This window comes from Mycoplasma sp. 3341 (genome assembly GCF_051549855.1).
Lineage (GTDB): Bacteria > Bacillota_I > Bacilli_A > Mycoplasmatales > Metamycoplasmataceae > Metamycoplasma.
Map to the genome: position 1 here is coordinate 462,903 of NZ_CP196080.1, position 25,064 is coordinate 487,966.

General features: G+C 31.3%; 18 protein-coding genes and 1 tRNA gene. 4 read left to right on the forward strand and 15 right to left on the reverse strand.

All coding sequences use genetic code 4. The features are described from left to right. The first annotated feature begins 41 nt into the window (after positions 1-41). Positions 42-1,550, forward strand: a complete 1,509-nt coding sequence (gene cls / locus ACSH40_RS02190) for a cardiolipin synthase (RefSeq protein ID WP_438341362.1) — start codon at positions 42-44, stop codon at positions 1,548-1,550. Positions 1,551-1,599: 49 nt separating this feature from the next. Then, positions 1,600-1,675: transfer RNA gene (locus ACSH40_RS02195), tRNA-Lys, on the forward strand. A 54-nt stretch (positions 1,676-1,729) separates the two neighbouring features. On the opposite strand, the gene ACSH40_RS02200 is transcribed toward ACSH40_RS02195, so the two are convergent. The 10 genes from ACSH40_RS02200 to ACSH40_RS02245 all read right to left on the reverse strand — a co-directional run bounded on the left by ACSH40_RS02200 (position 1,730) and on the right by ACSH40_RS02245 (position 12,941). After that, positions 1,730-3,586: a DUF2779 domain-containing protein gene (locus ACSH40_RS02200; RefSeq protein WP_438341363.1), complete on the reverse strand. Its 1,857-nt coding sequence runs from the start codon at positions 3,584-3,586 to the stop codon at positions 1,730-1,732. After that, positions 3,576-4,439 carry an MAGa7180 family putative nuclease gene (locus ACSH40_RS02205; protein ID WP_438341364.1) on the reverse strand — a complete coding sequence of 288 codons (864 nt, stop codon included), beginning with the start codon at positions 4,437-4,439 and terminating at the stop codon, positions 3,576-3,578. The genes ACSH40_RS02200 and ACSH40_RS02205 overlap by 11 nt, the downstream gene beginning before the upstream one ends. A 2-nt stretch (positions 4,440-4,441) precedes the next feature. Beyond that, the gene (locus ACSH40_RS02210) at positions 4,442-5,476 is read right to left on the reverse strand and encodes a hypothetical protein (RefSeq protein WP_438341365.1); all 1,035 of its coding nucleotides are present in this window, start codon (positions 5,474-5,476) and stop codon (positions 4,442-4,444) included. Between the two features lie 144 nt (positions 5,477-5,620). Further along, positions 5,621-6,682: a hypothetical protein gene (locus ACSH40_RS02215; protein WP_438341366.1), complete on the reverse strand. Its 1,062-nt coding sequence runs from the start codon at positions 6,680-6,682 to the stop codon at positions 5,621-5,623. A gap of 68 nt (positions 6,683-6,750) precedes the next feature. Further along, complete coding sequence (fusA, locus tag ACSH40_RS02220; RefSeq protein ID WP_438341367.1) at positions 6,751-8,844, reverse strand: elongation factor G; 2,094 nt, start codon at positions 8,842-8,844, stop codon at positions 6,751-6,753. Positions 8,845-8,864: 20 nt separating this feature from the next. After that, a complete protein-coding gene (gene rpsG, locus ACSH40_RS02225) occupies positions 8,865-9,335 on the reverse strand; it encodes a 30S ribosomal protein S7 (protein ID WP_438341368.1) in 471 nt (156 codons plus the stop codon). A gap of 57 nt (positions 9,336-9,392) precedes the next feature. After that, complete coding sequence (gene rpsL, locus ACSH40_RS02230; protein WP_438341369.1) at positions 9,393-9,812, reverse strand: 30S ribosomal protein S12; 420 nt, start codon at positions 9,810-9,812, stop codon at positions 9,393-9,395. 148 nt (positions 9,813-9,960) lie between these two features. Then, the gene (locus ACSH40_RS02235; protein WP_438341370.1) at positions 9,961-11,016 is read right to left on the reverse strand and encodes a hypothetical protein; all 1,056 of its coding nucleotides are present in this window, start codon (positions 11,014-11,016) and stop codon (positions 9,961-9,963) included. Next, entirely contained in the window at positions 11,016-11,960 is a 945-nt protein-coding gene (locus ACSH40_RS02240; protein ID WP_438341371.1) for a hypothetical protein, read from the reverse strand. Before ACSH40_RS02240 ends, ACSH40_RS02235 begins: the two co-directional genes overlap by 1 nt. Before the next feature lie 75 nt (positions 11,961-12,035). Then, positions 12,036-12,941 (reverse strand): RluA family pseudouridine synthase, encoded by a 906-nt coding sequence (locus ACSH40_RS02245; RefSeq protein WP_438341372.1) that lies wholly within the window; start codon positions 12,939-12,941, stop codon positions 12,036-12,038. 53 nt (positions 12,942-12,994) lie between these two features. On the opposite strand from ACSH40_RS02245, the gene ACSH40_RS02250 reads away from it, so the two are divergent. Then, the gene (locus ACSH40_RS02250; RefSeq protein ID WP_438341373.1) at positions 12,995-13,363 is read left to right on the forward strand and encodes a YigZ family protein; all 369 of its coding nucleotides are present in this window, start codon (positions 12,995-12,997) and stop codon (positions 13,361-13,363) included. A 200-nt stretch (positions 13,364-13,563) separates the two neighbouring features. On the opposite strand, the gene pyk is transcribed toward ACSH40_RS02250, so the two are convergent. Then, on the reverse strand, positions 13,564-14,946 hold the full coding sequence (gene pyk / locus ACSH40_RS02255; protein ID WP_438341374.1) for a pyruvate kinase: 1,383 nt from the start codon (positions 14,944-14,946) through the stop codon (positions 13,564-13,566). Positions 14,947-15,057: 111 nt separating this feature from the next. Between pyk and ACSH40_RS02260 the strand changes: the two genes are divergently transcribed. Next, positions 15,058-16,251 carry a phosphopentomutase gene (locus ACSH40_RS02260; RefSeq protein WP_438341375.1) on the forward strand — a complete coding sequence of 398 codons (1,194 nt, stop codon included), beginning with the start codon at positions 15,058-15,060 and terminating at the stop codon, positions 16,249-16,251. 136 nt (positions 16,252-16,387) lie between these two features. Here the strand turns inward: ACSH40_RS02260 and ACSH40_RS02265 are convergent, their stop codons facing one another. The 4 genes from ACSH40_RS02265 to ACSH40_RS02280 all read right to left on the reverse strand — a co-directional run bounded on the left by ACSH40_RS02265 (position 16,388) and on the right by ACSH40_RS02280 (position 24,961). Beyond that, entirely contained in the window at positions 16,388-20,395 is a 4,008-nt protein-coding gene (locus ACSH40_RS02265) for a hypothetical protein (RefSeq protein ID WP_438341376.1), read from the reverse strand. A gap of 30 nt (positions 20,396-20,425) precedes the next feature. Next, a complete protein-coding gene (locus tag ACSH40_RS02270) occupies positions 20,426-21,031 on the reverse strand; it encodes a hypothetical protein (protein ID WP_438341377.1) in 606 nt (201 codons plus the stop codon). Between the two features lie 306 nt (positions 21,032-21,337). After that, complete coding sequence (locus tag ACSH40_RS02275) at positions 21,338-22,912, reverse strand: M28 family metallopeptidase (protein ID WP_438341378.1); 1,575 nt, start codon at positions 22,910-22,912, stop codon at positions 21,338-21,340. A gap of 96 nt (positions 22,913-23,008) precedes the next feature. Continuing rightward, positions 23,009-24,961, reverse strand: a complete 1,953-nt coding sequence (locus ACSH40_RS02280) for a ribonuclease J (protein ID WP_438341379.1) — start codon at positions 24,959-24,961, stop codon at positions 23,009-23,011. Positions 24,962-25,064: the final 103 nt, after the last annotated feature.

Genomic DNA, 25,064 nt, shown 5'->3' on the forward strand with positions numbered 1-25,064 from the left:
AAAAGTAGACAAAAATGGCACAAAATTGTAAAATTTTACTTATGGATAAGCGTAAATTAAAGTTGGTTTGCTATTATATTTTGTTATTAATATTAATTCTAGGACTCTTTGGAGTCATATATTTAATAATTCAAAACAGCAACAATATTGCCTTAATTTCAACTCTTGCTGCTATCTATTTTCTAAATTTAATTTTTAATATCATTGTTTTTACTCAAGATCGGCCAAACGAAACAAGGCAAAGTTGAATTATTGTTTTTATTTCATTGCCTTTAATTGGACATATTCTTTATATTATCTTTGGACAAAAATATTCAAAAGTTTTGTCCTTTGAAGATTATGTAAAAGAAAGAAATTCATTTTTACAAAACAATAAAACATATGAATTGAATGAGTCAATCAACTGCGAAAAGTTACAAAAAATTGCCAAAATGAATGCTAAAAACATATATCCAGCTAAAATAATAACTTTTGATAATGGACATTTCTTTTTTCAAGAACTTTTTAACCAATTAAAAAAGGCTAAAAAATTCATCTTTTTAGAAACTTACATTATTAAGCCAGGAGAAATCTTTGAAGAACTGAAGCAAATTCTAATTTCAAAAGTTTCTGAAGGTTTAGAAGTCAAAATTATTGTTGACGATTTTGGTTCTTGAGACTTACCGCGTAGCACATTTAAAGAACTTGAAAATCTTGGAATAAAAATTGTTCAGTTTGAAAAAATCCCTTTTCCTTTTATTACTGGAAATGCCAACTATCGCAGTCACCGTAAATTTGTTATTATTGATGGCAATTACGTTTTTACAGGTGGATGTAATATTAGTGATGAATATGCTAACTTTTCAAAAAAATATGGAATTTGAAAAGACGCAAATATCAGCTTACAAGGACCAATAGTTGAGTATTACACAAGACTTTTTGGCTATGATTGATACAAACAATCGGGTAAAAAAATAGGTAATATTGAAAGCTATTTTTTGGCATCAAATAACGAACATAATGAATATGAAAATGCTATCACAACCATTGAAGACGGGCCAGCATGTGATTTTCCATTTATAGAGTCAACAATGGTTAAAATGCTAAGCGAAGCGGACAAATCAATAAAATTATCGACACCGTACTTCATACCAAGTAAAAGACTTTCGATGGCATTAAGTGATGCTTTAGCACAAGGAATTGATATTACTCTTTACATTCCTGGTCTGTGAGATAAGGCATATGTATATTTTGCAACTATTTCTTGTTTAAAACCTCTGATTAAACTAGGACTAAAAGTTAAATTAGTAAAAAATTGCTTTTTACACTCAAAAATTGCTTTAGTTGATGATGAATTAGCATATTTGGGAACTTTAAATCTTGACCATCGCAGTTTCTATACTCAATTTGAAGTAACCAATTTTTACAGTGGTGAAGCAACAAAAGATATAAAATATATTTTTGAAACTTACGACCGTTTACATGATGAAAAGCAACTTAAAAAGTTGTTGAACAAGAAAAACGGTTTGATAGCTAAGTACTTATTGAGAATTTTTAAACCGGTTTTATAGAGCACTTTTGGTGCTTTTTTGTTTAAAAGTGCTATCATTTTAAGTATATGCATCGTTAGCTCAGCTGGTAGAGCAGGAGACTCTTAATCTTCGGGTCACAGGTTCGAACCCTGTACGGTGTACCATATCATCATTTTGACCACAAAAAAAATCAGACTTTTTTAGCAAGGTCTGATTTTTTATTCAAAAATATTTAGGTCCCTATCAATGATATTAACACCTTTTTCCAGTACTAATTCAATGAACTGGTATGCCATAATCATTGCCATAACGTCATTTTCACAGTATATTTTTAAATTATTGACTACTTCTTCTCATTTATTATCTTGAATTGTGTCAGCATAACGGCAGATAGCATATGTCATTGCCATTGTTCCGTTTTGTACTTCTAACTCACTATAAGGAGTAATCATTACAGGAAGTTGTAGTTTTGATTTAGTTATTAATTTTTCAATCTTTTTAATTGAAGAAAAACCTCTTAGCTGGTGGAAATAGATAGCATTTTTTGAGTAATTGAAAACATTTTCGAGATCTACACACAATTCCTCACTTATAATTTTGTCAACCATTTTTTTCAATTCATCAATTTGCTCTTGTGAAATTGCTTTACCGCCTGTTTTTAAATTAGTTATTTCGTAAAGTTCAACCATTTCTCTTAAACGAGTATTTTCGTAAGATTTGTTAAAGACTACATACGCACAGGCATTAGGATCATAAATTGTTTTAATAAAATCCAAATATTGTGATAGTTCAAGATTTCTAGGATCTAAGACAACATTTTCCTTGCTTATTATTTGATTGTTTATTGTTTTAATTACACTTACTTGGAAAACTATTTGTCGATATGGCAAAGTGTAATCAAAAATTGGATAAGGCATAGAAAAACCTTCAAAATCGTATCAAACAACCACTTTATCTTTTTGTCTTAATGGCTTAATTATATTTTCAACCACTTGCTCATTTAGTGTAGATTCTTTTCTTAAAATCTTGTAGAGAGCATTAGCTTGAGAAGTGGTTCTTTGCAATATATCATCATATGGCTGGTCGTGAAAAATTTTTTCGGCTATTTTAGATACAAATGAACCATGAATATGTGAAAAAGTTGGATATAGGGTGTTGAAGACAAGATTTGTTTTTGTCTTGTATTTTTTGCATCATTTGCTTGAATCATCCTTCTCACTTAGAACATAAGAAGTTTTTTCTTTTTTACTTCTTAACTCTTTAATTATTTTTATAAAGTATTCAACATCAGCACATCGTAAATCTTTTTTTACTTTTCCGTCATTTTCAAAAATTACTTTATCGAAAGAAAACTTTTTGCTGTCGTCTAACCAGGCAATGAATTCTTTTTGACTTTTCGTGCTTGCCACTTCACTTGCCAAGTAGAAATCTAAAGTATTTTTTTGAGTGTTGTTTGCGTCTTTATTAAAAACAAGAAGTCGATAACTTGTTAAATTTTTGACACCAGAAAGTTTTGCTATCTGGCAATTTCAATAACCTTTTAAAAGATTGTCAAGTGAGCTTTTAGCTACTGGTTTTTTGTCTAGCATTAAACCTGTTTTTTTGTTGTATGCAGCAGGTTTAGCCAAAGCATCTTTATACTCAAAAACTGGACCAATAATTACCTCTATTTCCGGGTCATCTAAATGCTTTTTAGTCAATTCAATTTTTTGTTCCAGTTTGGTTGAAAGAGGAATTATTACTGATTTGAAATTTTGAAAATATTTATTGATATACAAGTTGATAGATTTGTTTACTAAATTAAAAGCCTTGTTGTCAGCATGAGCGCGATACAAATCAAGACCAAATTTGTCTGAATAGTTGAATTCTTCAGTAGTTTCAAAAAGACCTATGAAGTTAGCTCACTCTTTATTTTCATCATCGTCTTCTAATTCATCATCGTCTTCATCATAATAACTTGCATTTTCTACATTATGTTCTAATAAAAAATCTTCTTCAGTGTGTGTTAATCAGTACTCTGATGAAACATTGTATGTAAAATAGTCTTTATATTGAATGTATTTTTTATTTGTCACGAATTACAACCTTTCCATTTTCATATCACTTAAGCAGCAATTTTGCTCAGTCATTTTCATTACGACAGCGCAGATAGTCGACTTGATCAGCATCAATAACTGGATCATAATGTTCAGAAAAACCATTAATAGTTGTTTTTTTAAATCAGTTTATTACGTATTCTAAATCGTCACGTGCTTGCTTTTCGTCTAATGGGTATATATTGGCTAAAGCATGTCTTTTATTGACATCAACTTTATTTGGATCTTGATAGTCTTCTTCTTCTAAAAAGAGTGCAAAAATACCAAATTTTTCAGCTCCCATCAAGTAAGCATATAACTGAGCTTGCTTGATATAAGCGAGACTTGGACCATTTTTCTTTCATTCTTCCCATTTTTTAACACCAGCAGTTTTAATTTCAACTACTGTATTTTTTGACTCAATGAAACCATCAGGAATACCACCGACATATTTATTTTTGTCAGCAAAATAGTCATACTTGTACTCACGGGCATTAAATGTTTGCACTTCAACTTTCGCTTCTCTTGCTAATTTTGCAATTATTTTAGGTTCTAAAATAACCCCTGCATTAACATATTTAGGATCTAACATTGGCAACGCTAAACGACTTATATGGCAAAAGGCTTGAAAATGATTGTTAAAAACGTCAGTATTTAAAACCTTAGCTATTGATGAACCCCCAATTTTTTTAAATCCCGCGAATGAACCTGGTTCATTTTTAAAAAGCATATTATGAAAAAAAGGTTCTAATATTACTATTCTTTTTTCTTCGTCAAGTGTGTAGTGGCGATCATTGTAGTATTTTCTTGGAAATGATGCCAAAAGCTTTTCTCTTAATTCTGTGGTTTCCATTATTATTCCTCTTCGAAACTAACACTTTCATATTTTTGTTGAATAGTTTCTCAAATGTGTGAAATGTCTGCTTTTGGGCTTTTTTCTCTTAGGCTTGTGATTTGTTTGATAGAAATGATTGCATCATAAATTGCTTTATAGTTTGTATGAGCATGACTTTCTCAATTGTCATATTCTTCAAAAACTTTTTTGTCAATTTCTTCTTCTTTTAAATCTGGTAGGTAACAATGAATAATTTCGTGCAATAAGTTGAAGAAAATAAAACTTTCACGATTGTAAATGTCATTCAAGAAAATGTAACGTTTAGCACGTTTTTTAAGAGTAATACCTCTTATTTTTGCTCCTGTTATATATTTTTTTGTTACTAAAACTATCCCTTTGCTTGCTAGAAAATGTTTTAAAAGTTCGATCTTTTCACTAAAAGTTACGCTGCTTGACATAATGTTCAGCACTTTTTTTAGAGTTACTTTAAATTGACTATTTCTAAAGTTTCCAACTTCTAGGTTGTGATCAATACCCAATTCACAGAAACGAATTCAAACATATGTATTAGGCTTGTTGTAATATTTTTTAGATTCTGCCAAAATGTGTTTTTCCAAATACTCTTTGTAATTTTCTAATTTATTGACCCCATAAAATTCTTTTAATAACATCAATTTTCTTCAGTCTTCCATTTCTTCACGAATCTGAATGTTTTGCTTAATTAAAAGTTGTGGATTTTTGATTAGAAATTTTACTCCATAACTTTCTAGATGAATTTTTAGGTTATCCCCCATATCAAGACCTTGTTTACGGTTGCGATATAGTTGATAATGCCTTCAAAGTGAACCGTTAGGAAGTTGAAAAACAAATTCTAAACCTTCAATTATTCCTGTTGTTATCACATTGCTATCTTCATTTAAAAAACTATTAACATGTTTTAAACTCAAACCCAGTCGCAAAGCAAGTTCTTTTTGACTCATTTCGTTTTTATCAAGTAAGAATTTAATTTCATCACTAAAACTCTCGAACTGATCGATGGTTGGTATTTCTGACATTTATGCTCCTTTATTACATAGTAATAATTATATGCAACAAAAACAAAAAAGTATGATTTTGTTCATTTTTTTGACACAAAAAAGTTGTAAAAAGTAGATAAAAAAATGTCGAAAAGTTCGACATTTTCCGCAAAATCCATTTTTCTATTGTTGTGTTTTTTCTAAAAAAGACTGAATTGCCATTAAATTTTGACTGATAATATCAATTTTTATGTAACTATAATTTTTGTTCATTCCATGTACGACGTCTTTATTTGCAAAAATATTAATTTGCTGCAAAATCATAAAAATGTATTTTTGCTTGAATTCATTTTTCTCTAATAAATAACGATAGTACTTGATTTTTTCAAGGGTTTTTTCAACTTGAAGATTTAAATAAATATCTGATTGTTTTGCAACTAATGCACCTATTGCAACTTTAAAAATCTTTTTAGTGACTTTTACTTTACTATGATGTGTTACAAGAAAAATAATCAAAACCAAAGGACTAGAAACAAGCGAAACAAAACCACCTGACGAAATTTCTTGATGATTATTACTCAATTTCAGTTGCAATTCAATTAAAAAGTCTACCAGTAAGAATAAAGCTAAGCAATAAATAGCTAAAATTGATAACTTTTCCAATACTCAGGTTGAAATGTTTTTACGTTTATCTTTAGTTGCAACTTCTAAAGTATCTTCGACCATTTCTAAAAACTTATCCAATTTGTTTAGATTAAAATGTTTTGCATAAGGAGCAAAATCAAGTTTGAAGACATTTAATCTTTCATTAACAATTTGGTTTAGAATAACATTTTCATTGTTATCTAATTTTTCATTTTTCAAAAAGGTACGAATAATTTCAGACAATTTGTGCATATGATTGATGAAAATAATCTGGATTATTTTTACTATCAGCAGTGAAACAAATGCCAATATACTTGCAGCCACAAAAATCCATAAATAATACATTTTATTAGGTTCTTGTTTTACAGCTAGATTATAAATACTGAAAAAAGGCAACGCAATGACACCAATAAATGTAGCCAGTAAAACAACTTCAAATAAAGCATAAAATGCATTTTTGAATTGTGGTTTGTTTCTTCTCGTGTTCGTATAAACAAAGGTTATTAAATTAATATTATCGTATAAAAGTCTCTTACATTCAGAGTGATTTTTGACACGGGAAATGTTTTTTTTAAATCTAAGAATTTTAAGTAATTTCATGATGTAATACCTTAAGAAATTTTAACAAAATAAAAGCAAGCTTATTATTGGCTTGCTTTTTTAGATAATTAGTCTTCTTCAACTTTAACTTTTCCACCACGTTTTTTGATGATTTCATCAGATAAGTTTTTAGGCATTTTTTCGTAGTGGTCAAATCACATTTGGTAGTTTCCACGTCCAGCTGTCATTGAACGCAAGTCGGTTGCATAACCAAACATTTCACTTAGTGGAATGAATGCTTTAATGATGTGAACTCCATCACTACGTGTTTCGTCTCCACGAACTTGTCCACGACGACGTGAAATATCTCCCATGATGTCTCCAAAGTAATCTTCAGGAACAGTAACAGCAACGTCCATGATTGGTTCTAGTAGAACAGTTCCTAATAATTCTTTTCCTTTGGTTAGTGATTTAGATGCAGCAATTTTGTAAGCTAATTCTGAAGAGTCGACTTCATGGTATGATCCATCAAATAGTGTTGCTTTAATGTCAATCATTGGGTATCCTGCAAGAATACCAATTTCCATTTTTTCAACAAGACCTTTTTGGATTGATTTGATGTATTCTTTTGGAATTTTTCCTCCAACAATTTTGTCAACAAATTCAAATCCGCCATCTGGGTTAGGTTCATATTTAATTCATACGTGTCCGTATTGTCCTTTTCCTCCAGATTGTTTCTTGTGAATTCCTTCAACATCTGCTGTTTTAGTAATTGTTTCACGGTATGAAACTTGAGGTGCTCCAACGTTTACGTCTACTCCAAATTCTCTTCTTAGACGGTCAACAATGATATCTAGGTGCAATTCTCCCATTCCAGCGATAATTGTTTGTCCTGTTTCTTCATCAGTATATGTTCTGAAGGTTGGGTCTTCTGCTGAAAGTCTTTGCAATGATAGTGAAAGTTTTTCAGTAGCAGCTTTTGAAGCAGGTTCTAGAGCTTGAGAAATAACTGGTTCTGGGAATTCCATTTTTTCTAGAACAATGTCGGCTGATTTTTCAGCGATTAGAGTATCTCCAGTTGTTGTCGATTTTAGACCAACAGCAGCTGCAATGTCTCCTGTTCTAACTTCATTGATGTCTTCACGAGAGTTAGCATGCATTTGTAGAATACGGCTAATTCTTTCTTTTTGATCTTTTGTTGAGTTTTTAACATAACTTCCTTTTTCTAGAACTCCGGCATAAACACGGAAGAAAGTTAAGTTTCCAACATAAGGGTCGTTCATAACTTTAAATGCTAGTGCTGCAAAAGGCTCATCATCTGAAGGGTGCACTGAAATTTCTTCATCCCCTAGGTGACCTTTGATTGCTGGAATATCTACTGGTGAAGGCAGATAATCAACAGCAGCATCAATCATTAATTTAACACCTTTGTTTTTGAAAGCGGTTCCACAAACTGCTGGGAAGAATTCTGATGTTAAGGTAGCTTTACGAATACCTTGCTTCAATCTTTCAGCACTAATTTCTTCTCCTTCTAGCGCCATCATCATTAATTCTTCATCGAAGTCACTAACAGCTTCAACTAATTCTTGACGCATGATTTGTGCTTCTTCAACTAGGTGTTCAGGAATAGCAATATCCTTCATGTTTTCTTCAGGTTGCCCATCGAATTCATAAGCACGCATTTCTACTAAGTCAACGATTCCATTGAATTGTGACTCTTCTCCAATGTTCAATTGGATTGCGTGACAGTTTCCGTTTAAACGACTTCTAACTGAGGCAACTGAATCTTTGAAACTTGCTCCAGCTTTATCCATTTTGTTAACGAAAACGATACGAGGAACTTTGTATGTTGTAGCTTGTCTTCATACTGTTTCAGTTTGAGGTTCAACCCCACTTTGAGCATCTAGAACAGCTACGGCACCATCAAGTACACGAAGTGAACGTTCAACTTCGACTGTAAAGTCAACGTGTCCTGGTGTATCAATGATGTTGATTCTTTTTCCTTTTCAGAAAGCTGTTGTAGCAGCTGATGTAATGGTAATTCCACGTTCTTGTTCTTGGATCATTCAGTCCATTTGGCTTTCCCCTTCGTGAGTTTCACCAATTTTGTGAATTTTTCCTGTGTGGAATAGAATACGTTCTGTTGTTGTTGTTTTTCCGGCATCAATGTGAGCCATGATTCCAATATTACGGTAGTCTTCTAAGCGAACTGATCTTCCCATAGTAACTTAACCTTAAAAAATTATCATCTAAAGTGAGCAAAGGCTTTGTTTGACTCTGCCATTTTGTGTGTGTCTTCACGTTTTTTGATTGATCCACCAACTTTGTTTGATGCATCAATAATTTCATTTGCTAAACGTAAATCCATTGTTTTTTCACTTCTTAGACGAGAATATTGGATTAATCAACGTAGTGCTAAAGTTTGTTTTCTACGTGCACTAACTTCAACTGGAACTTGGTAGTTACTTCCACCAATTCTACGTGATCTAATTTCTAATTGTGGAGTAATGTTTTCAATAGCTTGGTTGAAAACTTCCATTGGGTCTTTTTGAGTTTTTTCTTTAACAATTTCAAATGCAGAGTACAAGATATTTTCAGCGATTGATTTTTTACCATCAAGCATAATTCCATTAATTAATTTAGTAATTATTTTTGAGTTAAAAATTGGATCTGCTAAAACATCACGAACTGGCGCTTGGCGTTTTCTTGACATGATTTCTCCTTTTAATAAATGTAAGTATTAATATCTTTATTTCAAAAATGTACTAAATTATTTTGCTGCTTTAGGTCTTTTAGCACCGTATCTTGAACGTCCTTGTTTACGGTTGTTAACTCCTGCTGTATCTTGTGTTCCACGAACGATTGTGTAACGAACTCCAGGTAGGTCTTTAACTTTTCCCCCTCTGATTAGTACTACAGAGTGTTCTTGTAGGTTGTGTCCTTCTCCTGGGATGTAGGCTGTAACTTCCATTCCGTTTGAAAGTCTTACCCGAGCATATTTACGTGTAGCTGAGTTAGGTTTTTTAGGTGTCATTGTCCCAACACGAGTACACACACCACGTTTGAATGGTGCCGGAATTTTCTTATCTTTTTTTAGTAAAGAGTTGTATGACAATAGCAATGCAGGTGCTTTTGGTTTAACAACTTTATCTTTACGACCATTAGTGATAAGTTGACTAATTGTTGGCATATCGTGTCCTTTCTATATGATTTTTGTTTTGATTGAAATTAAAAATATTCATAATTATACAACAACTTAACCGGTGTGCTAAAAAATTTTTTATTTTGTTTTTGGGCTAAATTAAAAGCAAACCAGACTAGCTAGTTTGCCTTAGAAATTAAAGATTGTTTTTAAGTTTAATTCAAGCATTAATACTAATTAATTTTAGTAATTCATGCACTCTTAATGCTTGTCTTTCATTATTTACTAAAACGTTAATTTTTGTAAACGGTTCTGACGATAGTCACATAAATTCATTGGTATTAATGAAATAAAGATTAGCTTTTTGAATTTTTCTAGTTTGCGACGATCTTGGTTGCTCAGACACTAAATTTGCTTTTGATTGTTCAAAATCTTTCTTAGCACTAAATTTATTGTCAATTGCATTCATTCACGCGATTTGTTCTCTAATGCTTGGATCTTGTGTTGACGGCTCTATGTTTTGTTCGTCATCAACACTTGTTGGGTTAAATACATTTCCATAAAGTGTGTATTCAGAAACATAGTGTGGTAAATACTCTGCGACAAAATTGATGTCTAATACTGTTTTGTACTGTTCTAGAACAGATTTAGAACCTAGCAATCTATATTGATCTATTCTTTGACTAAGAGCTTTGTAAAGCATTGAACTTTTAGTTTTCAACCCTTCTTCATCTAAAGTAATTTCAACATATTCATTATTACCATATGCTCTTGTTAAGTCACCCTTCAATATTGAAGATCAATTTTTATTTTGGTAAAGTTCAGAACTGTACACTTTTCTATAAATTAATAACATTGATAGCGAAGTGGCCAGAATTATTCCAACTGAAACTACTGCTCACACACTATAAAGAATTAATAATGTTGAATTATGCTCCTTTTTGGTCAATTCAATTGCCAAGAACACAATTCCTGCTATGAAAATTGCTAATAATAATGCAAAAGCTATAACAGGAGAAACTCACATATTAAAGTTTTTCTTTAGTCCATATGTGTGTTTTATTCTTAATTTTTCACCTTGTACAGCTTGATAAATTTGCAAGCTTTTTTTAAAATACGACACAATTTTAAATGCCATTCAAGCAGAAATTATCAATGCTAAAACTACTACTAATTGTGCTAAATTGTTATTGTTTTCTTTAGTTGCTACTTCTTGAGTTGTATTAGCAGTTTCTTCACTTAAAAACAGCATTAGTTAGCCTCGCTTTTTGTTGTTTCTTTTTCAATGTAAATCATAGTAATTTTTGCTTTTAATTCTAGATCTGACAAATTTTCTGGTTCAAAAATATTTAAGCGGTGAGCCATTGTTAGCATTTGCTCACGTGTTAATGATTTTAATGAAGATCAATATTTTGAATCTTTCACTTGTGGGTATTTGTCAAAAATTTCTTTTTCTTTTTCATCCATTGCGACTGACTTATTATTTTCAGTAGCAACTGTGTGTGGTTCAGTGTTATTTTCAAATTGTGGTTGTTTAGATTCTCCATTGTCTTGTGACGGTGCAAATGGGAAAAATGGGAATTGTCCATTTTGATTTTTCATTCCTTGCAACATAGTTTCTTGTAGTTCTTGTTGTTTTTGTCATAATTCATACATTTTGAATTGACGAATCACATTCAGACATTTTCTTCAGAAGAATATTCATCAAGCAACAAAGTAAATAATTTCGCAAATTGAAATAATGGCTACTCAGTCCTGTGATCCCAAAGTCTGTAAACGTGAATACATTGAGTACTGACTAAAGAAAATGAAACCTATAACTAGGATTGAATAGCTAATCATTGTTGGATTAAATTTGCCATAATCCTTATCTTTTAAAGCTCTAAAAAAGTTGATTACAAATATTGTTGATAGAGCTAAGGTAACTAATAAAAATACAGTTTGGTAAATAATAATTACATTTGCTTCTTGAACTGCAGTGGCAGTTATTCTACTTTGGTCAGCATCAGCATTCGCTTGTCTTAATAGACTATCAAAAGCAGTTATATAGAAATCTCTGCGAATGATTGAAATTACAAAGTTGGCAATGGTCGAAGCTAAGAAGAAGAATAGCAATATCCCTGTTCAAATGAATCAAGGTCTGAATTTTGCTTTTTCATCACGCATCAATTCTTCTTTGGTTGGTGGTTTCGGCATTAGTGGAAACATTTTACCCCCTATCAATTAATAAAATTATAGCACATTTAGCACTCTAAGGCTTAAATTGCTAAATTACTGATCATATCCTTTTAAGCGAATATCTTTATCCATTTTTCAAGGCATTTCAATTTCAAATTCCATGTAATTGCCATTAGGATGAGTAAAGCTTATTTTGTAAGCATGTAATCTTTGTTTGAAATCATCTACATCCTTTCCATAAACGGGATCACCATAAACTGGGTGTCCGATGTAAGAAAGGTGAACTCTAATTTGGTGTGTTCTTCCAGTTTTTAGCTCACATTCAATAAGAGTTTTATCTTTATCTTTGATTTTCACATAGTCCAAAACAGTTACTTTTGTTTGTGCTTCTTTGGAATTAATTTTGGTTACAGCCATTTTTTGGCGATTTTTAGGATCTCTTCCAATAGGCAAATCAATATTTGTGATTTTATTTTCAATAATCCCATCGACAATCGCAAGATAGCGGCGATTTATTTTGTGATCTTTTAGCTGTTTTGCTAAAAAACGGTGAGTTTCATTATCCTTAGCAACTAACAAAAGTCCACTTGTATCTTTATCTAAACGGTGTACAATCCCAAGGCGGTTTAAACCATTTTCATTACTCAAATTATTTTTGAAATGATACATTAAAGCATTAACTAAAGTATCTTTGTAATTTCCTGGTGCAGGGTGAGTTACCATCCCACTTTTTTTATTAATAACTAACAATTTGTCATCTTCATAAACAATATTGATCCCAATATTTTGGGGCTCAATTTTTACCTGTTTATCAATCAATTTTTCAATCTCAATTACTTGTCCTTCATTGACAATGAATTTATTTTTGTTCACTTTTTGACCATCGATGCTAACTGCCCCTTCATTGATTAAAGCTTGCGCATCGTTACGCGTAATTTCACTATTATTTGTAATGTATTTGTCTATTCTGTCGCTGTATTTAACTTCAATTTTTAACATTCTTCAATTATACAATTAGCAAGTTGATTTCTTTATAATTAAAAAGATTGAGTATGTATGAAATTGAAATAAAAAAATCTCGTTTTTTGGCATATGTTTATTCTGTTAGTAACGAAAACCAAATTCACAACTATTATGCACAACTGTATAAAGAACACAAACGTTGTCGTCACGTTTGTTATGCATATCGAATTAAAAACAATGATGGTTCAATGAGCGAAAAAGGTTTTGATGATGGCGAACCAAAAAACTCAGCAGGATTGCCTTTATTGAATTTATTACAGCTTAAAAATGTTGAAAACTTGGCAGTTTTTGTTGTTCGTTACTTTGGTGGAAAATTGTTAGGTCGCTCAAAATTGCCAGGAGCTTATATTAAAGCTGCCAAAGAAGAAATTGAAACTTTTTTAAACACACAAAAGTAATTAGAAAAATAGACAGGCAAGAACCTGTCTATTTCACTACAATTAGCAGTTGCATTTTTCTTTGCAGCTACATTTTTGGTCAACTTTGCAATTGCATTGGGTTTCTTTGTTTTCACATTTGCATTTGCAAGCTGTTTTTTCTTTACAGCATGATCCCATATTAGCTCCTTAATTTGTTTTTTTATAAAACCATTATAGAACTAAAAAGTTAAAATTTTGCTATTTTTTTCAGTAAAAATTGAATTTTTTAGTTTTTCTGAAGAAAATCCTGACTTTTTGAACTCATCATACGAAAGAAGTTGTTTTTGAATGTTGATGTTGTAATCAATTCCGAATCTTGTTTTAAGATTTTCGTCATTTACGAAAACAATCATTTCTTGTTTTGGACGATATTTAGCTAAGGTTTTAAGCTTGTTAATATCGTTTTGTAAGAAAACAATAAGGTATTTACTTTCATCGTTAAATAGTTCTAGAGCCATATCATAAGCTCATTTTTCAGATTCATCAGCATAGTTAAAGATTTTAGTAATGTAATTTTTGAATTTAGTAGGACAGTGTAAAATATCTTCATTTGCTGCTTGATTTACTTTATGCATTACTTTCACTGCTTCTAATGGGAAGTTTCCACTTGCAGTTTCGCCACTTAACATTGTTGAATCTGCACCCAGTTCATTAGCTCAATAAATATCTGTTACTTCAGCTCTTGTAGGTAATGGATTTTTTTCCATTGAGTCTAGCATCTGAGTAGCAACAATAACTGGTTTTTTGGCTTTTAAACATTTTTTAATAATCATTTTTTCAACTCTAGGAACTTCGTAAAAAGGAATTTCTAATCCTAAGTCTCCACGTGCAACCATGATTGAATCACTGTGTTCAATTATTTCATCGATGTTGTTAACTCCACTTTGAGACTCAATTTTTGAACAAATTTGAATATTATCTCCACCATGTTTGTGCATGTAATTTCTTAGTTCAATCAAGTTTTCTTTATTATTAACAAAACTTGCAGCGATAATGTCAACACCATACTCAATACCAAATAAGACATCATCACGATCTTTTTGTGACATAAATGGTAGTGAAAATTCAACTCCAGGAATGTTAATTCTCTTGTTAGTTTTTAGATTGTGGCTATTATTTGCTTTGACAAATACTGAACTATTTTCAATTTTAATTACTTTAGTTTGTAATTTACCATCATCTAATAGAACTGTGTCACCCACTTTTAAGTCTTTATGCATTTCATAAGAGACACAAACTCTTTGACTGTTTCCTACCATTTCTTTGTATTGACTAGGGTCACACACAAGTTCCAATGTTTGATCTTTTTGAATAGGTTGAATATCATTTAACATTTTTCCTATTCTGATTTCAGGACCTTTAGTATCAAGCATTAAAGATACGTTGACTCCTAACTCATCACTTGCTTGACGAGCTAAATCAAATTTGTGTTTGTGGTCTTGTCCGCTTCCATGGCTAAAGTTTGCTCTGACACAAGTTATACCATTTGAAAGCAACGATTTCATGGTTTCTAAATTATCACTTGAAGGGCCAATTGTGGCTACAATTTTGGTTTTTTGCATTGTCTTTAATTTCTCCTTATTTCATTCTTTTTGCTTAGTATTAAAATTTTACCCCATATATCATAATTGTGAAAAATGTGTAATAAAATTAAGGAGTACAAAGGAGATAAAATGCCTAAATTTAAACGTATATTTATGTTGGTAACTGATGGACTAGGAATTGGTCCTGAACCACGTCAAGAAGAATTTGGAGACAAGGGGGCTAACTCATTTTTACACGCCTCAGAAGTCTTACCTTACAAAATTCCTACATGATATAAACTAGGAATTACTGAAGTTGCAAAAATGGCAGGACACGTGCCAAGAAATAAAAAACCGCTAGCATATGTTGGAAGAATCCATGAACTTTCAAATGGAAAAGATACACTGACAGGACACTGAGAAATGATGGGAATTTTGACTAAAACCCCAAGTCCTCAGTTTCTTGAAAATGGATTTCCAAAAGAAATGCTAGAAGCGTTATCAAAAGCTTGAGATAATCGTAAGCTTATTGGTAACAGAGCAGAAAGTGGAACAGTAATTTTAAAAGAATTAGGTCAAAGATCAATGGAAACTGGAGAAATTATTGTTTATACATCAGCTGACTCAACATTGCAAATTTGTGGGCACGAAGAAGCATTAGGACTAGACAAACTAAATGAATATGCTAAAAAAGCAAGAGAAATTTGTTCATCTAGACCAGAATGAAATGTAGCAAGAGTTATCAGTCGCCCATACATCGGACAAAATGGTGACTTTACTCGTACATTTAACCGCCACGACTACGCTAACGTGCCACCGAAGAGGACTTTACTAGAGGATTTACAAGCAAAAGGTGTTGAAACTATTGGAGTTGGAAAAATTAAAGATATTTTTTCAGGAGTAGGAATCCAAACAATTTATGGACCTGCAAGTGACGATGAAAATATGGATATCGCTATCGACATTGCTTCTTCTGATTCGACTAATCAATTTGTTTTTGTCAACTTAGTTCAATTTGATAGCCACTACGGACACCGTCGTAATCCTACTGGATACAGTGAAAACATTTCACGTCTTGACATTAAACTAACAAAACTAATAAATGCAATGCGAGAAGATGACTTATTGATTATGACTTCAGACCATGGAAATGATCCTACTTGACCAGGAAGTGATCATACACGTGAAGCGTTACCACTGACAGTATTTTCGAAATCTTTCACAAAACCACATGCTTTCAAACAACCACTGATGGGTTTAGGAACAGCCGGAAACATTGTTGCTCGTAACTTTGATTGTCCATTACTAGAAACCGGTGAAGACATTTTTGACCAACTGATCTAATTTCCATAATGAAAGGCAAGAATTTCTTGTCTTTTTTTGTGTCTTGTTTAGAGTTATAAACTGGCCAAAAGCATAAAAAACTCCACATTAGTGGAGTAAAAAGAGTTTATTTGTTTTTTTTGAATGTTTTTGCTATCTAGCTTTGCTCACTGGTTTTCAATTTTTCCTGACGCTCTTGTTCCAATTGTTTGATTCTTTCAATTTCTCTTTGCAATTTGTTTACCGGTTCTTTGACATTAGTTTCATTTATATCTTTTCCATCTAAGTGGTTTGCATTTTCAATGGCTTCAATTAATTCTTGTGTATATGGTGATCCATTTTGTCTTAGCTCTCATAATAAAGCGTCCGCTACTCAGAATCCTTCTTTATTTGCTCAATTTATAGCAGGCAAGGCATGGAAAAATTTGCTCTTGTACGATCAAATGAGTCCAGGGTTTCCGTCTTCTCTTAGTTGTTCATTAGCCATAGGATTATATTTTGCTAACATTCATTTAACATCAGATACATAAGCTGCACCAGGATATTTATTCGCATAATATAAAATGGCATTAGCTTGTTTATTGTATGTATTCTTAGCAGAAACTATATTATTAATATTATTCAGCTTATTAGCTATGTCTTTTAATTCGCTTAAAGGCATATTTGGATCATTTAGCTTTTCAGTATATTTAGATGACATATTGTTTACAAATTCAGTCAGTTTAGGATCATTTGGGCCATCTATACTTGCAATAGTGTTTTTTAACGATAAACGATTGTTTAATCTTTGTTCTTCTTTTAGTTTAGAATTTGCAAAATTTTTAGCTTTTGCTGTTAGTACATCAACTTTTTCTTTTGAAGGCGAATCTGAGTTAATTAAGTAACTTGCTTCACTTATTGCTTGAGTCACTTCATTTCTAATATTTGCTAGATTTGTTTTTTCTGGTATATCTTGAGACGCAAAATCATTATTAACTTTTTCCAGTAACGAATTAGTTTCGCTTAATGTTGTTTCCAAATTAGTTTTTACTAGTGTAGCATTGTTTTTAATAAGTTCAATCTTAGCTGCTTCAAATTTCTCACTTAAATTTTGGTGTGATTCAAACATTGTTGCTGCTGAATTAGAATTCTTAGCAGACTGAGTAGAATTTAGCTGATCTTTTAGTGCTTTTTGCGTTGTTGTTAAGTTTTGTTGTACAGCGTTTTGTGATAATCAGCTGCTTACCTGAGTTTCTAGGTTAGTTATCTTATTTTTTAATATGTTCTTATTTTCATCTTCAAGATTATTTAGTCTTGCATCTGCATCAACTATTCACTGTTTAGCTTCACTTACATTGATATTTTCTTTACCAATTGCATCGTTTAACTCTTGCACCAAAGCATTAGCTTTTGACTTAATTTCTTGCAGTGTCGAAGGTTGATTTGCGAAATTTTGTACTTTATTTAAGTAATATTTCATTCCTTCTTTAGCAATATTCAAGTTATATGCGTCCAAACGGTTTTCCAAATTTACTACTTGTGATGTATCTATTTGCGCTTCATTTAATAATTGTTTTGAATTTTCTGAAATTGAAGATACTTCAGTCAAGTAACCTTGTTGTTTCGCTTTTTCTACATATTTATTCAATGAAGCATTGTTCTCTACATTAATGCTTTCAGTAATTTTTGCAAGTCTTACTCTCTTTAATTTAGCATCTAAATCTTCTGTTATTGTGTCAAAGTCATCTTTATTAAGTTCGTTCGAATTGCTTTTAACCTTTGCATCCGATAGGGCGTTGTTTAAGCTAGTTAGTGAAGATTTTAGAATTCCAGAAGAATTAGAAGGACTATTTACTAAACGATTGTTTTCAACAGAATTTGTGTTTAGTCACGCTTCAACATCGCTAATTTTTTGTTTTAGATTTATATTGGCATTCTCATTTTGAGCATTAGTATATGCATTTTTTAAATCTTGAAGTTTTTGTTTCAATTCTTCAGGAGAAGTTTTACTACTTTCAATAGAATTTTTTGCTTCATCTAGCAATTTAGTCATTTTATTCTTAGGATTTTGGTTACTTGAAGGGCTGTTGACAAAGTCTTCAATATCTTTGATTAGTTCTTTGCCTTTTTGCTTATCAATGTCGTGATCTAATTCTTTTATTTCCTCTTCCAACTTTTTAATTTCAGCATCGCTTATACTATCTTGTGAAGCCATTTTTTTAGCTTTGTCTGCTAATTCTTTCGCTTTTTGATTTAATTCTGTGTTATTTTCAGTCAGCTGGTTGATTTTTTCTAACTCTTTGTCAAGAATTTCTTTACTATTATCAACTTTTGCTTTGTTAAGACTTTGATCTAAATCATTTAATAACTTATCAATTTGATCTTTATCTAAATCTTCAAGTTTTGTACCATTTTGTACTTCTTTTATTTTTTCTTTTAGTTTTGTTTTATATTCTTCAGGAAGATTTTCTAATACTTTGTTTGTTTCTTCAATCTTGTCTTTTAAATTTAAGTCACTGTTAGTTTTTTGTGCATCATCAATGGCTTTATTAAGATCTTCAATTGCTTTTCCTAAGTCTTCCTGACTAATTTCGTTGTTTTCGATTTTTTGTTTTAAAGTACCTAATTTTTGACTTAGTTCTTCTTTTGCTTTTGGTTGATTTAGACTACTATTGCCATCAAGTAGTTGTTGAGCTTTTGCAATCAGATCACTACCTTTTTGTTGTTCTAAACTTTTGGCTAATTGTTGTTTTAATTTGTCAGTAGTTTCTTCAAGTTGTTTAACTGTTTCATCACTTATTTGTGACTCAGTGTTTAAATTTCTCACTTTTTCTAACAGCTTGTCATACTCCTCTTTTATTGCTTTGATTTTTGGATCATTATCATTATCTTTTAACTCATTGTTTACTTTTGACTGTAGATTATCCAGTTCATTCTTTTTGTTCTCAAGTTTTGCTTTGTTAAGTGCATCTTTTAATGCTTGAACCTGATTACTTAAATCACTAGCTTTTGAGTTTTGATTATTGAAATTGTTATCAAAATTTTTACTAATGTCTTTTAATTTGTCTTTTAGGTCAGTTATAAGTTTAGGATCAACACTAGAGTTATTCGCTTCAATTCAGTCTAAAATGGTGTCTTTTTCAGTATTAAAGCCTTTAGCTTGTTGTGCTCTAGCACTAGCATTTTCTAGATTTTCAATAGCCTTGTTGTATGTCAATGTAGTTGGGTTATTTAGATTTGAATTGTCTTCAATTACTTTGTCTAGGTATGCATTTAAATTTTCATCAGTGCTATTTTTTCTTAACTCTTTAACGCTAGTTAGGAGCTTATCATAGTTAGATTTTGCTAGTTGTTGCAAGTCTTTGACTTCGTTATTAGCATCTTCAACAGCTTGATTAATAGCATTGTTTAGTGTTGTTAATGCTTGCTTGTTCTTTGCATCAACTGTGTTTTGATCTTGCAAGGCTTTCTTCAGTTTTTCGATGTTTTCACTCAGTGCGTTACTTGGTTTTTGGTTATTAAGTTCTTCTAAAAATTTAAGCGTTTCTTGAGCCTTATCTAGTGACTTTTCTAAATTGTTTTTAGCTTCTTGTAACTCTTGGTTTTGAATGTTTTTAATTTCTTCGATTGCTTTATTAATTTTCTTGGTTATGTCTTCTAAATTACTTGTTGAACCATCGCTTGCAACTGAATTATTTTTCAATATATCTTGTAATTTATTCTTTAGATTTGAGTCTGTATCAGAATTACTCAATGAATCAATAAGTTTGTTTGCATCACCAACAGCTTTTCGATGTTTCAAGCTTTCAAATTCTTTTTGAATTTTTTCAATCTCAGTGTTTAAATTGTTAGTAGCTTGTTTTTTATTTTCAGTAGTTGACGAGTTAACAAAATCACTATTATTTTTTTCGATAGCTTCTTGTAGTTTTTGTTTTAGTGAATGAGTATCAACGTCAGTGTTGTTAGATAATGACTCTAATAAATTTTGTGCTTGTTGTTGAGAAGCATCGTTTGCTTCTTTTGTTTGAGTATTTTCAATAATTTGATTGTTAATATCACTGATAATTTTGTCTAAATCTTTATTTTTTTCAATAATAGCCTTTAAATTATCATTGTCAGAAGCTGTATTTGACTCAATAGAGTTAGAATATTGTTCTTTTTGATTTTCATCTAATTTTTCAATCAATTCGCTTGCTTTTGATGATTTACTGCGTGATTATTCTTTAGCAACTTCTTTATTTTGAGTCACTTGTGACTTAACATTGGACAATTTATCGTTTAATTCTTTAGTTAATTCCTGAATTTTGTCAGCGTCATTATTTTCACTGGCTTTTGCTATGTCATTTTTATTTTTTGTTATGAAATCAGTTAGCTGTTGTTTTTCTTCTTCTGAAAGATTGTTTTGATTATCTTTTATGAAATTGTCAATTTCAGTCACTACTTTTGTGTTTTCTTCAATAGGTTGCAAAACTGCTTGCTTTTGTTTTTCTCTTAGCTCTGTTCTGTAGGCTAGATTCTCTTTTGCTTTGGCTAGTAAGTCTGTTAAATCATTGTTATCTTTTTCAATCTGACTTTGATTTGTATAACTATTCTTTGATTGGATTACTGATTCATATTTTTGATTCAATTCTTGGTATTCATTGTTAGAGTTATTTTCTGTTAAAAAGATTGCAACTTCTTGCAATGTTTTATCTAAATTTTTTGTGTTTAAAGCACTTGTTTTTTGATGCGAACGTGATGCTATCACATAAGCAACAGAACCTCCTATAACTAGTGTGCTTAGTATCGATAGGATGATTGCCATTTTTTTAGTTTTCTTCATTAAATTCCTTAGACTTTTAGAGATGATGTGTAAAAAAGTTTTTGAAGTATATCAAAAAAAAAAAAAAAAACAAATTGGTGCAAAAAAGTTGCAATATGACCTTCTTTTTGTCCTTTTTGTTCTCATAAATAAGTCTTTTTGTTTTTATTCTCGATTTTTTGCACAAACTTTTAAACGCAAAAGTCAAAAAAATCCTCAAAACAATAACTTTCAATTAATTTGAACAAGAAACTTTTAAAAAAAAAAAAAAAAAACACTCAGTGCTGACTAACTAAATTCTTGTCAGTAGCATGAGTGATTTTGGTGCTAAATTAGTAAGTTGACAACCTTACCTTCATTATCTTTAACACTAATGATTTTAAAGTAGTCAATCAATAGTTCATAAACAACATTCATTTGCTCGTATAGTTTGTTACCAATGTTTGCTTGAACTCAGTCTAAACGGTCTAAGTCTGAGTGTCAAATGTTACCAGCAACTACCATATCTTCTCTTTTTATTCCTTCTGGTAGATCATAAACATCAACTATTGAACCATTTAATTTACTTTTTACTAGCTCAACGTTTTTTCCATCTTTAGTAATTCAAGCTTTCGGATTAGTTACTTGCGAATATCCATCAAAAGAACCATAATTTGATTTAATAGCGAAGTTTGTTGCTTCTATGTAAGCGACAGGGATAACTACTTCAGTACAAAACGGGGCATGATCAGATCAATAACCAGTCTGTCCTGGTTTATATTCACCTGCAGTGTAGTATGGGTGAATTTCTAATAGATAATCTGGTCTATTAGCGAGTAAGCTTTTTGCTCTTGAAATGGCATGTAATTGATCTCTAATTGTGCTATCTGTATTTGAGTAAAACATTTTAGCATCTGGTGAGTGAACATACAATACATCTCCACCGGCAACAGTATCAAGATTTATCATTCCAACGGAATTATCTTTCATACTATTTTTGTTGTTATCTGAACTACTTAAAAATTGTTTAACGAATGCATAAGAACCTAGTTTTCCTAATTCCTCAGCATCGACAAAAACAAAGTGCAATCTAACTCCTAAGTCTTCACGATTTTTTTCATCTGAGTAATATTTCAGAAGTGCTAAATTTACTGCAACTGAAGTTGCATTATCAGTCGCTCCTCAAGAACTCTTGTTAGGTCCTTGAGCTGTTGAGTCATAGTGTGAAGCAATATAGAAATCTTTTGGTTCAGTTCCTGCTTCAAAGTTTTTAGAACTTGGGTTAACTGTTACAATAAGATTTGTTCCAAGGTTGTTATATGTCTTTGAAGTGTGGAACAAGAAACCTTGTGAAACTAATCCATCTTTTTTCATTAAATCATGATATCTATTTCTTTGCTCTAAAGAGTTGTTGTAAACAATTCAAGTTTTGTCAGATAGTTGCGATTCACTTGTATCTTGACCTAATGTTCAAGTTGCAACTTCTTTGCTTGTAGATTCATCTTTAGAAACTGAAATTACGCTTTGATTTGGGTATGAAAATTCTGGAGTATGGTCAGTGTATCCTAGATTAATAACTTGTTGCTTGATATATTCATAAGCGTGCAAACTACCATAGTTTTTATCTTCTTTTACATCAGCATCCAAAGGATACAACCTTTTCAAGTTTTTATTTGTCAACTGCTCTTGATCAATTGCAAATGTTTCACTGTTGTAGTTTGTAATGTTACTTTTATTTCCGGCTCAACGTCCTTTAGTTTGTTCTAAAAGACCATTGAAAATTTTAGTTGTAACAAATTTATTGATATCAACACCATCCTTACTTTTTTCAATGTTTTGGCAAGACAGCATGACTGCTGAAAGTGGGCTTAAAATACTCGCAAGTGCCAAACCTGAAAGTATCATTTTATGTGTTTTTTTCATTTCTTCCTTACAAATTTTGTTTATTAGACAAACTTTTAAAAAGTGTCCTAATTAAATTATAAACAAGAGAAATAAAAAGTAAAGGAACAGGTCAAATTATGCCTGTTCCTGAGTACTTTTTTCAATTTTAGTGGTGTTTGGTTGATTTGTTTTGCGTGGTCTTCTCGTGGTTTTTGGTTTTTGGTTTTTCAACTCAATTTTTGTTGATGCTTTTGAGTCTTGAGTTTCTTGGTTAATAGCTAATTGCTTTTTGGTTCTCAGTTTAGTGGTTTCTAATTTCACTTTTTTTTCTAAACTTTTAGCTTTGACAGCAATTTTTTCTTCAACTCTTTTTTTACTACTTTGTTTTTTAGCGGGACTTTTCGTTTCTTTCATTACAGTTTCATCAGCTATTAAAATTGTTGAAATTACCACTACATTACGACGTTTTTCTTTGTAGAAGAATGGTTCCAAACGATCTTTTATCAACTGTTTAATTTCAGGCACAGTTCAGTCTTTTTTGTTTCTAATTGTGTATAAAACAGCACTGTGAACTAACCTTTTACTTTCTTCAATTAAATCAGCAGAGTTTTTAACATAGAAAGCTCCACGAGACACAACTCTTGGACGCCCTAAAATAATATTTTTTTCTTTATTAATAGCTAAAATCACATGCACAAATCCGTTAGCTGCCAATTCCATTCTTTCTTTTAAAATTTGAGTGTTAACTTTTGAAACAACTTCACCATCAATAAACACAGGACCAGTATAAATGCGTTGGTCACTTAGTTTTAGTTCATGATTAACTAGTTCATAAACTTCACCCAATTTAGCAACTACAACATTTTCTGGCTTAACTCCACATTCAATAGCAGTGTGACCATGTACTACACTCATCCGATACTCACCATGGTAAGGCATAAAGTATTTGGGTTTGACAATATTGAAAATGGTTTTATGTTCATCTTTGTAAGCATGCCCTGATGTATGTAGGTAACCATCTGGACCATTTTCTTTAATAATTGCTCCTAGTTTATATAAACGGTTGACCAAAAGCTCGATTTTTGAACGATTTCCAGGAATTGGTGAAGAAGAGAAAATAATTACATCACCATTTTTAATAGTAACTTGGGGGTGTTTTTGGTAAGACATTTTAGCAAGCCCTGCCATTTCTTCACCTTGTGATCCAGTTGTTAAAATCAACAATTCATTATCATCATATTTCGAAATATTCTTTTTATCGATAAAAACTTCATCAGGAGCATTTATATAACCTAAACGCCGTCCGATATCAATACCCTGAACCATTGAGCGTCCAAAAGCAACAACCTTTTTGTTCATTTTCGAACCTAATTCAATAATTGCTTTTATTCTTGTTAGGTTTGAAGCAAATGCAGTAACGATAATTTTTTTCTTTGCATTTAACATATGCTCTTCAATGTCTTTTAAAATGTCTTTTTCACTTGGTGAGTGATTTGGACGCATTGCATTTGTTGAGTCACTTAGTAAAATGTCTAGCCCTTCTGCACCCATTTTATGCAGCTTAGTGAAATCAGTTAAATTACCAATAGGTGTGTAATCAATTCTGAAATCTCCAGTACACATTATTGAACCATTTGGGGTAGTAAATCTTATTCCGAAAGCATCTGGAATTGAGTGTTGTGCTGTTCAAGTATCAACTTTGACATTGCCTATTTTGAATTCAAAATCTGCGGTAAGTTCAATGAATTCAACGTTTACTTTTAGTTTTAAATCTTTAAATTTTAGTTTTAAGTATTGAATAGCTATTCTTGGTGCAAAAATTCTTTTAACGTCTACTTGCTGTACTAAGTAAGGAACTCCCCCAATGTGATCTTCATGTCCATGGGTAATGAAAAGTCCTTGAACTTTTTTGTTGTTATCGTGTAAATATGTATAGTCAGGAATTGAACCCTTTATTCCTGTAGTGAAAGAATCATGGAATTTAATTCCTGAATCAAGAATGAAAATTACATCTTCATGTTCGATTGCTAAAGTGGATTTTCCAATCTCTTGCATTCCACCTAGCCCTCATAATTTAGTCGGTGTCATTTTTTTTCTCCTAAATGTCCATTATTTTTGCGAATCTATAGTATTTTTCAAAATAAAAACTTATACAATTATAACTCAAAAGCATTTTTCTTCCCATAGTTTT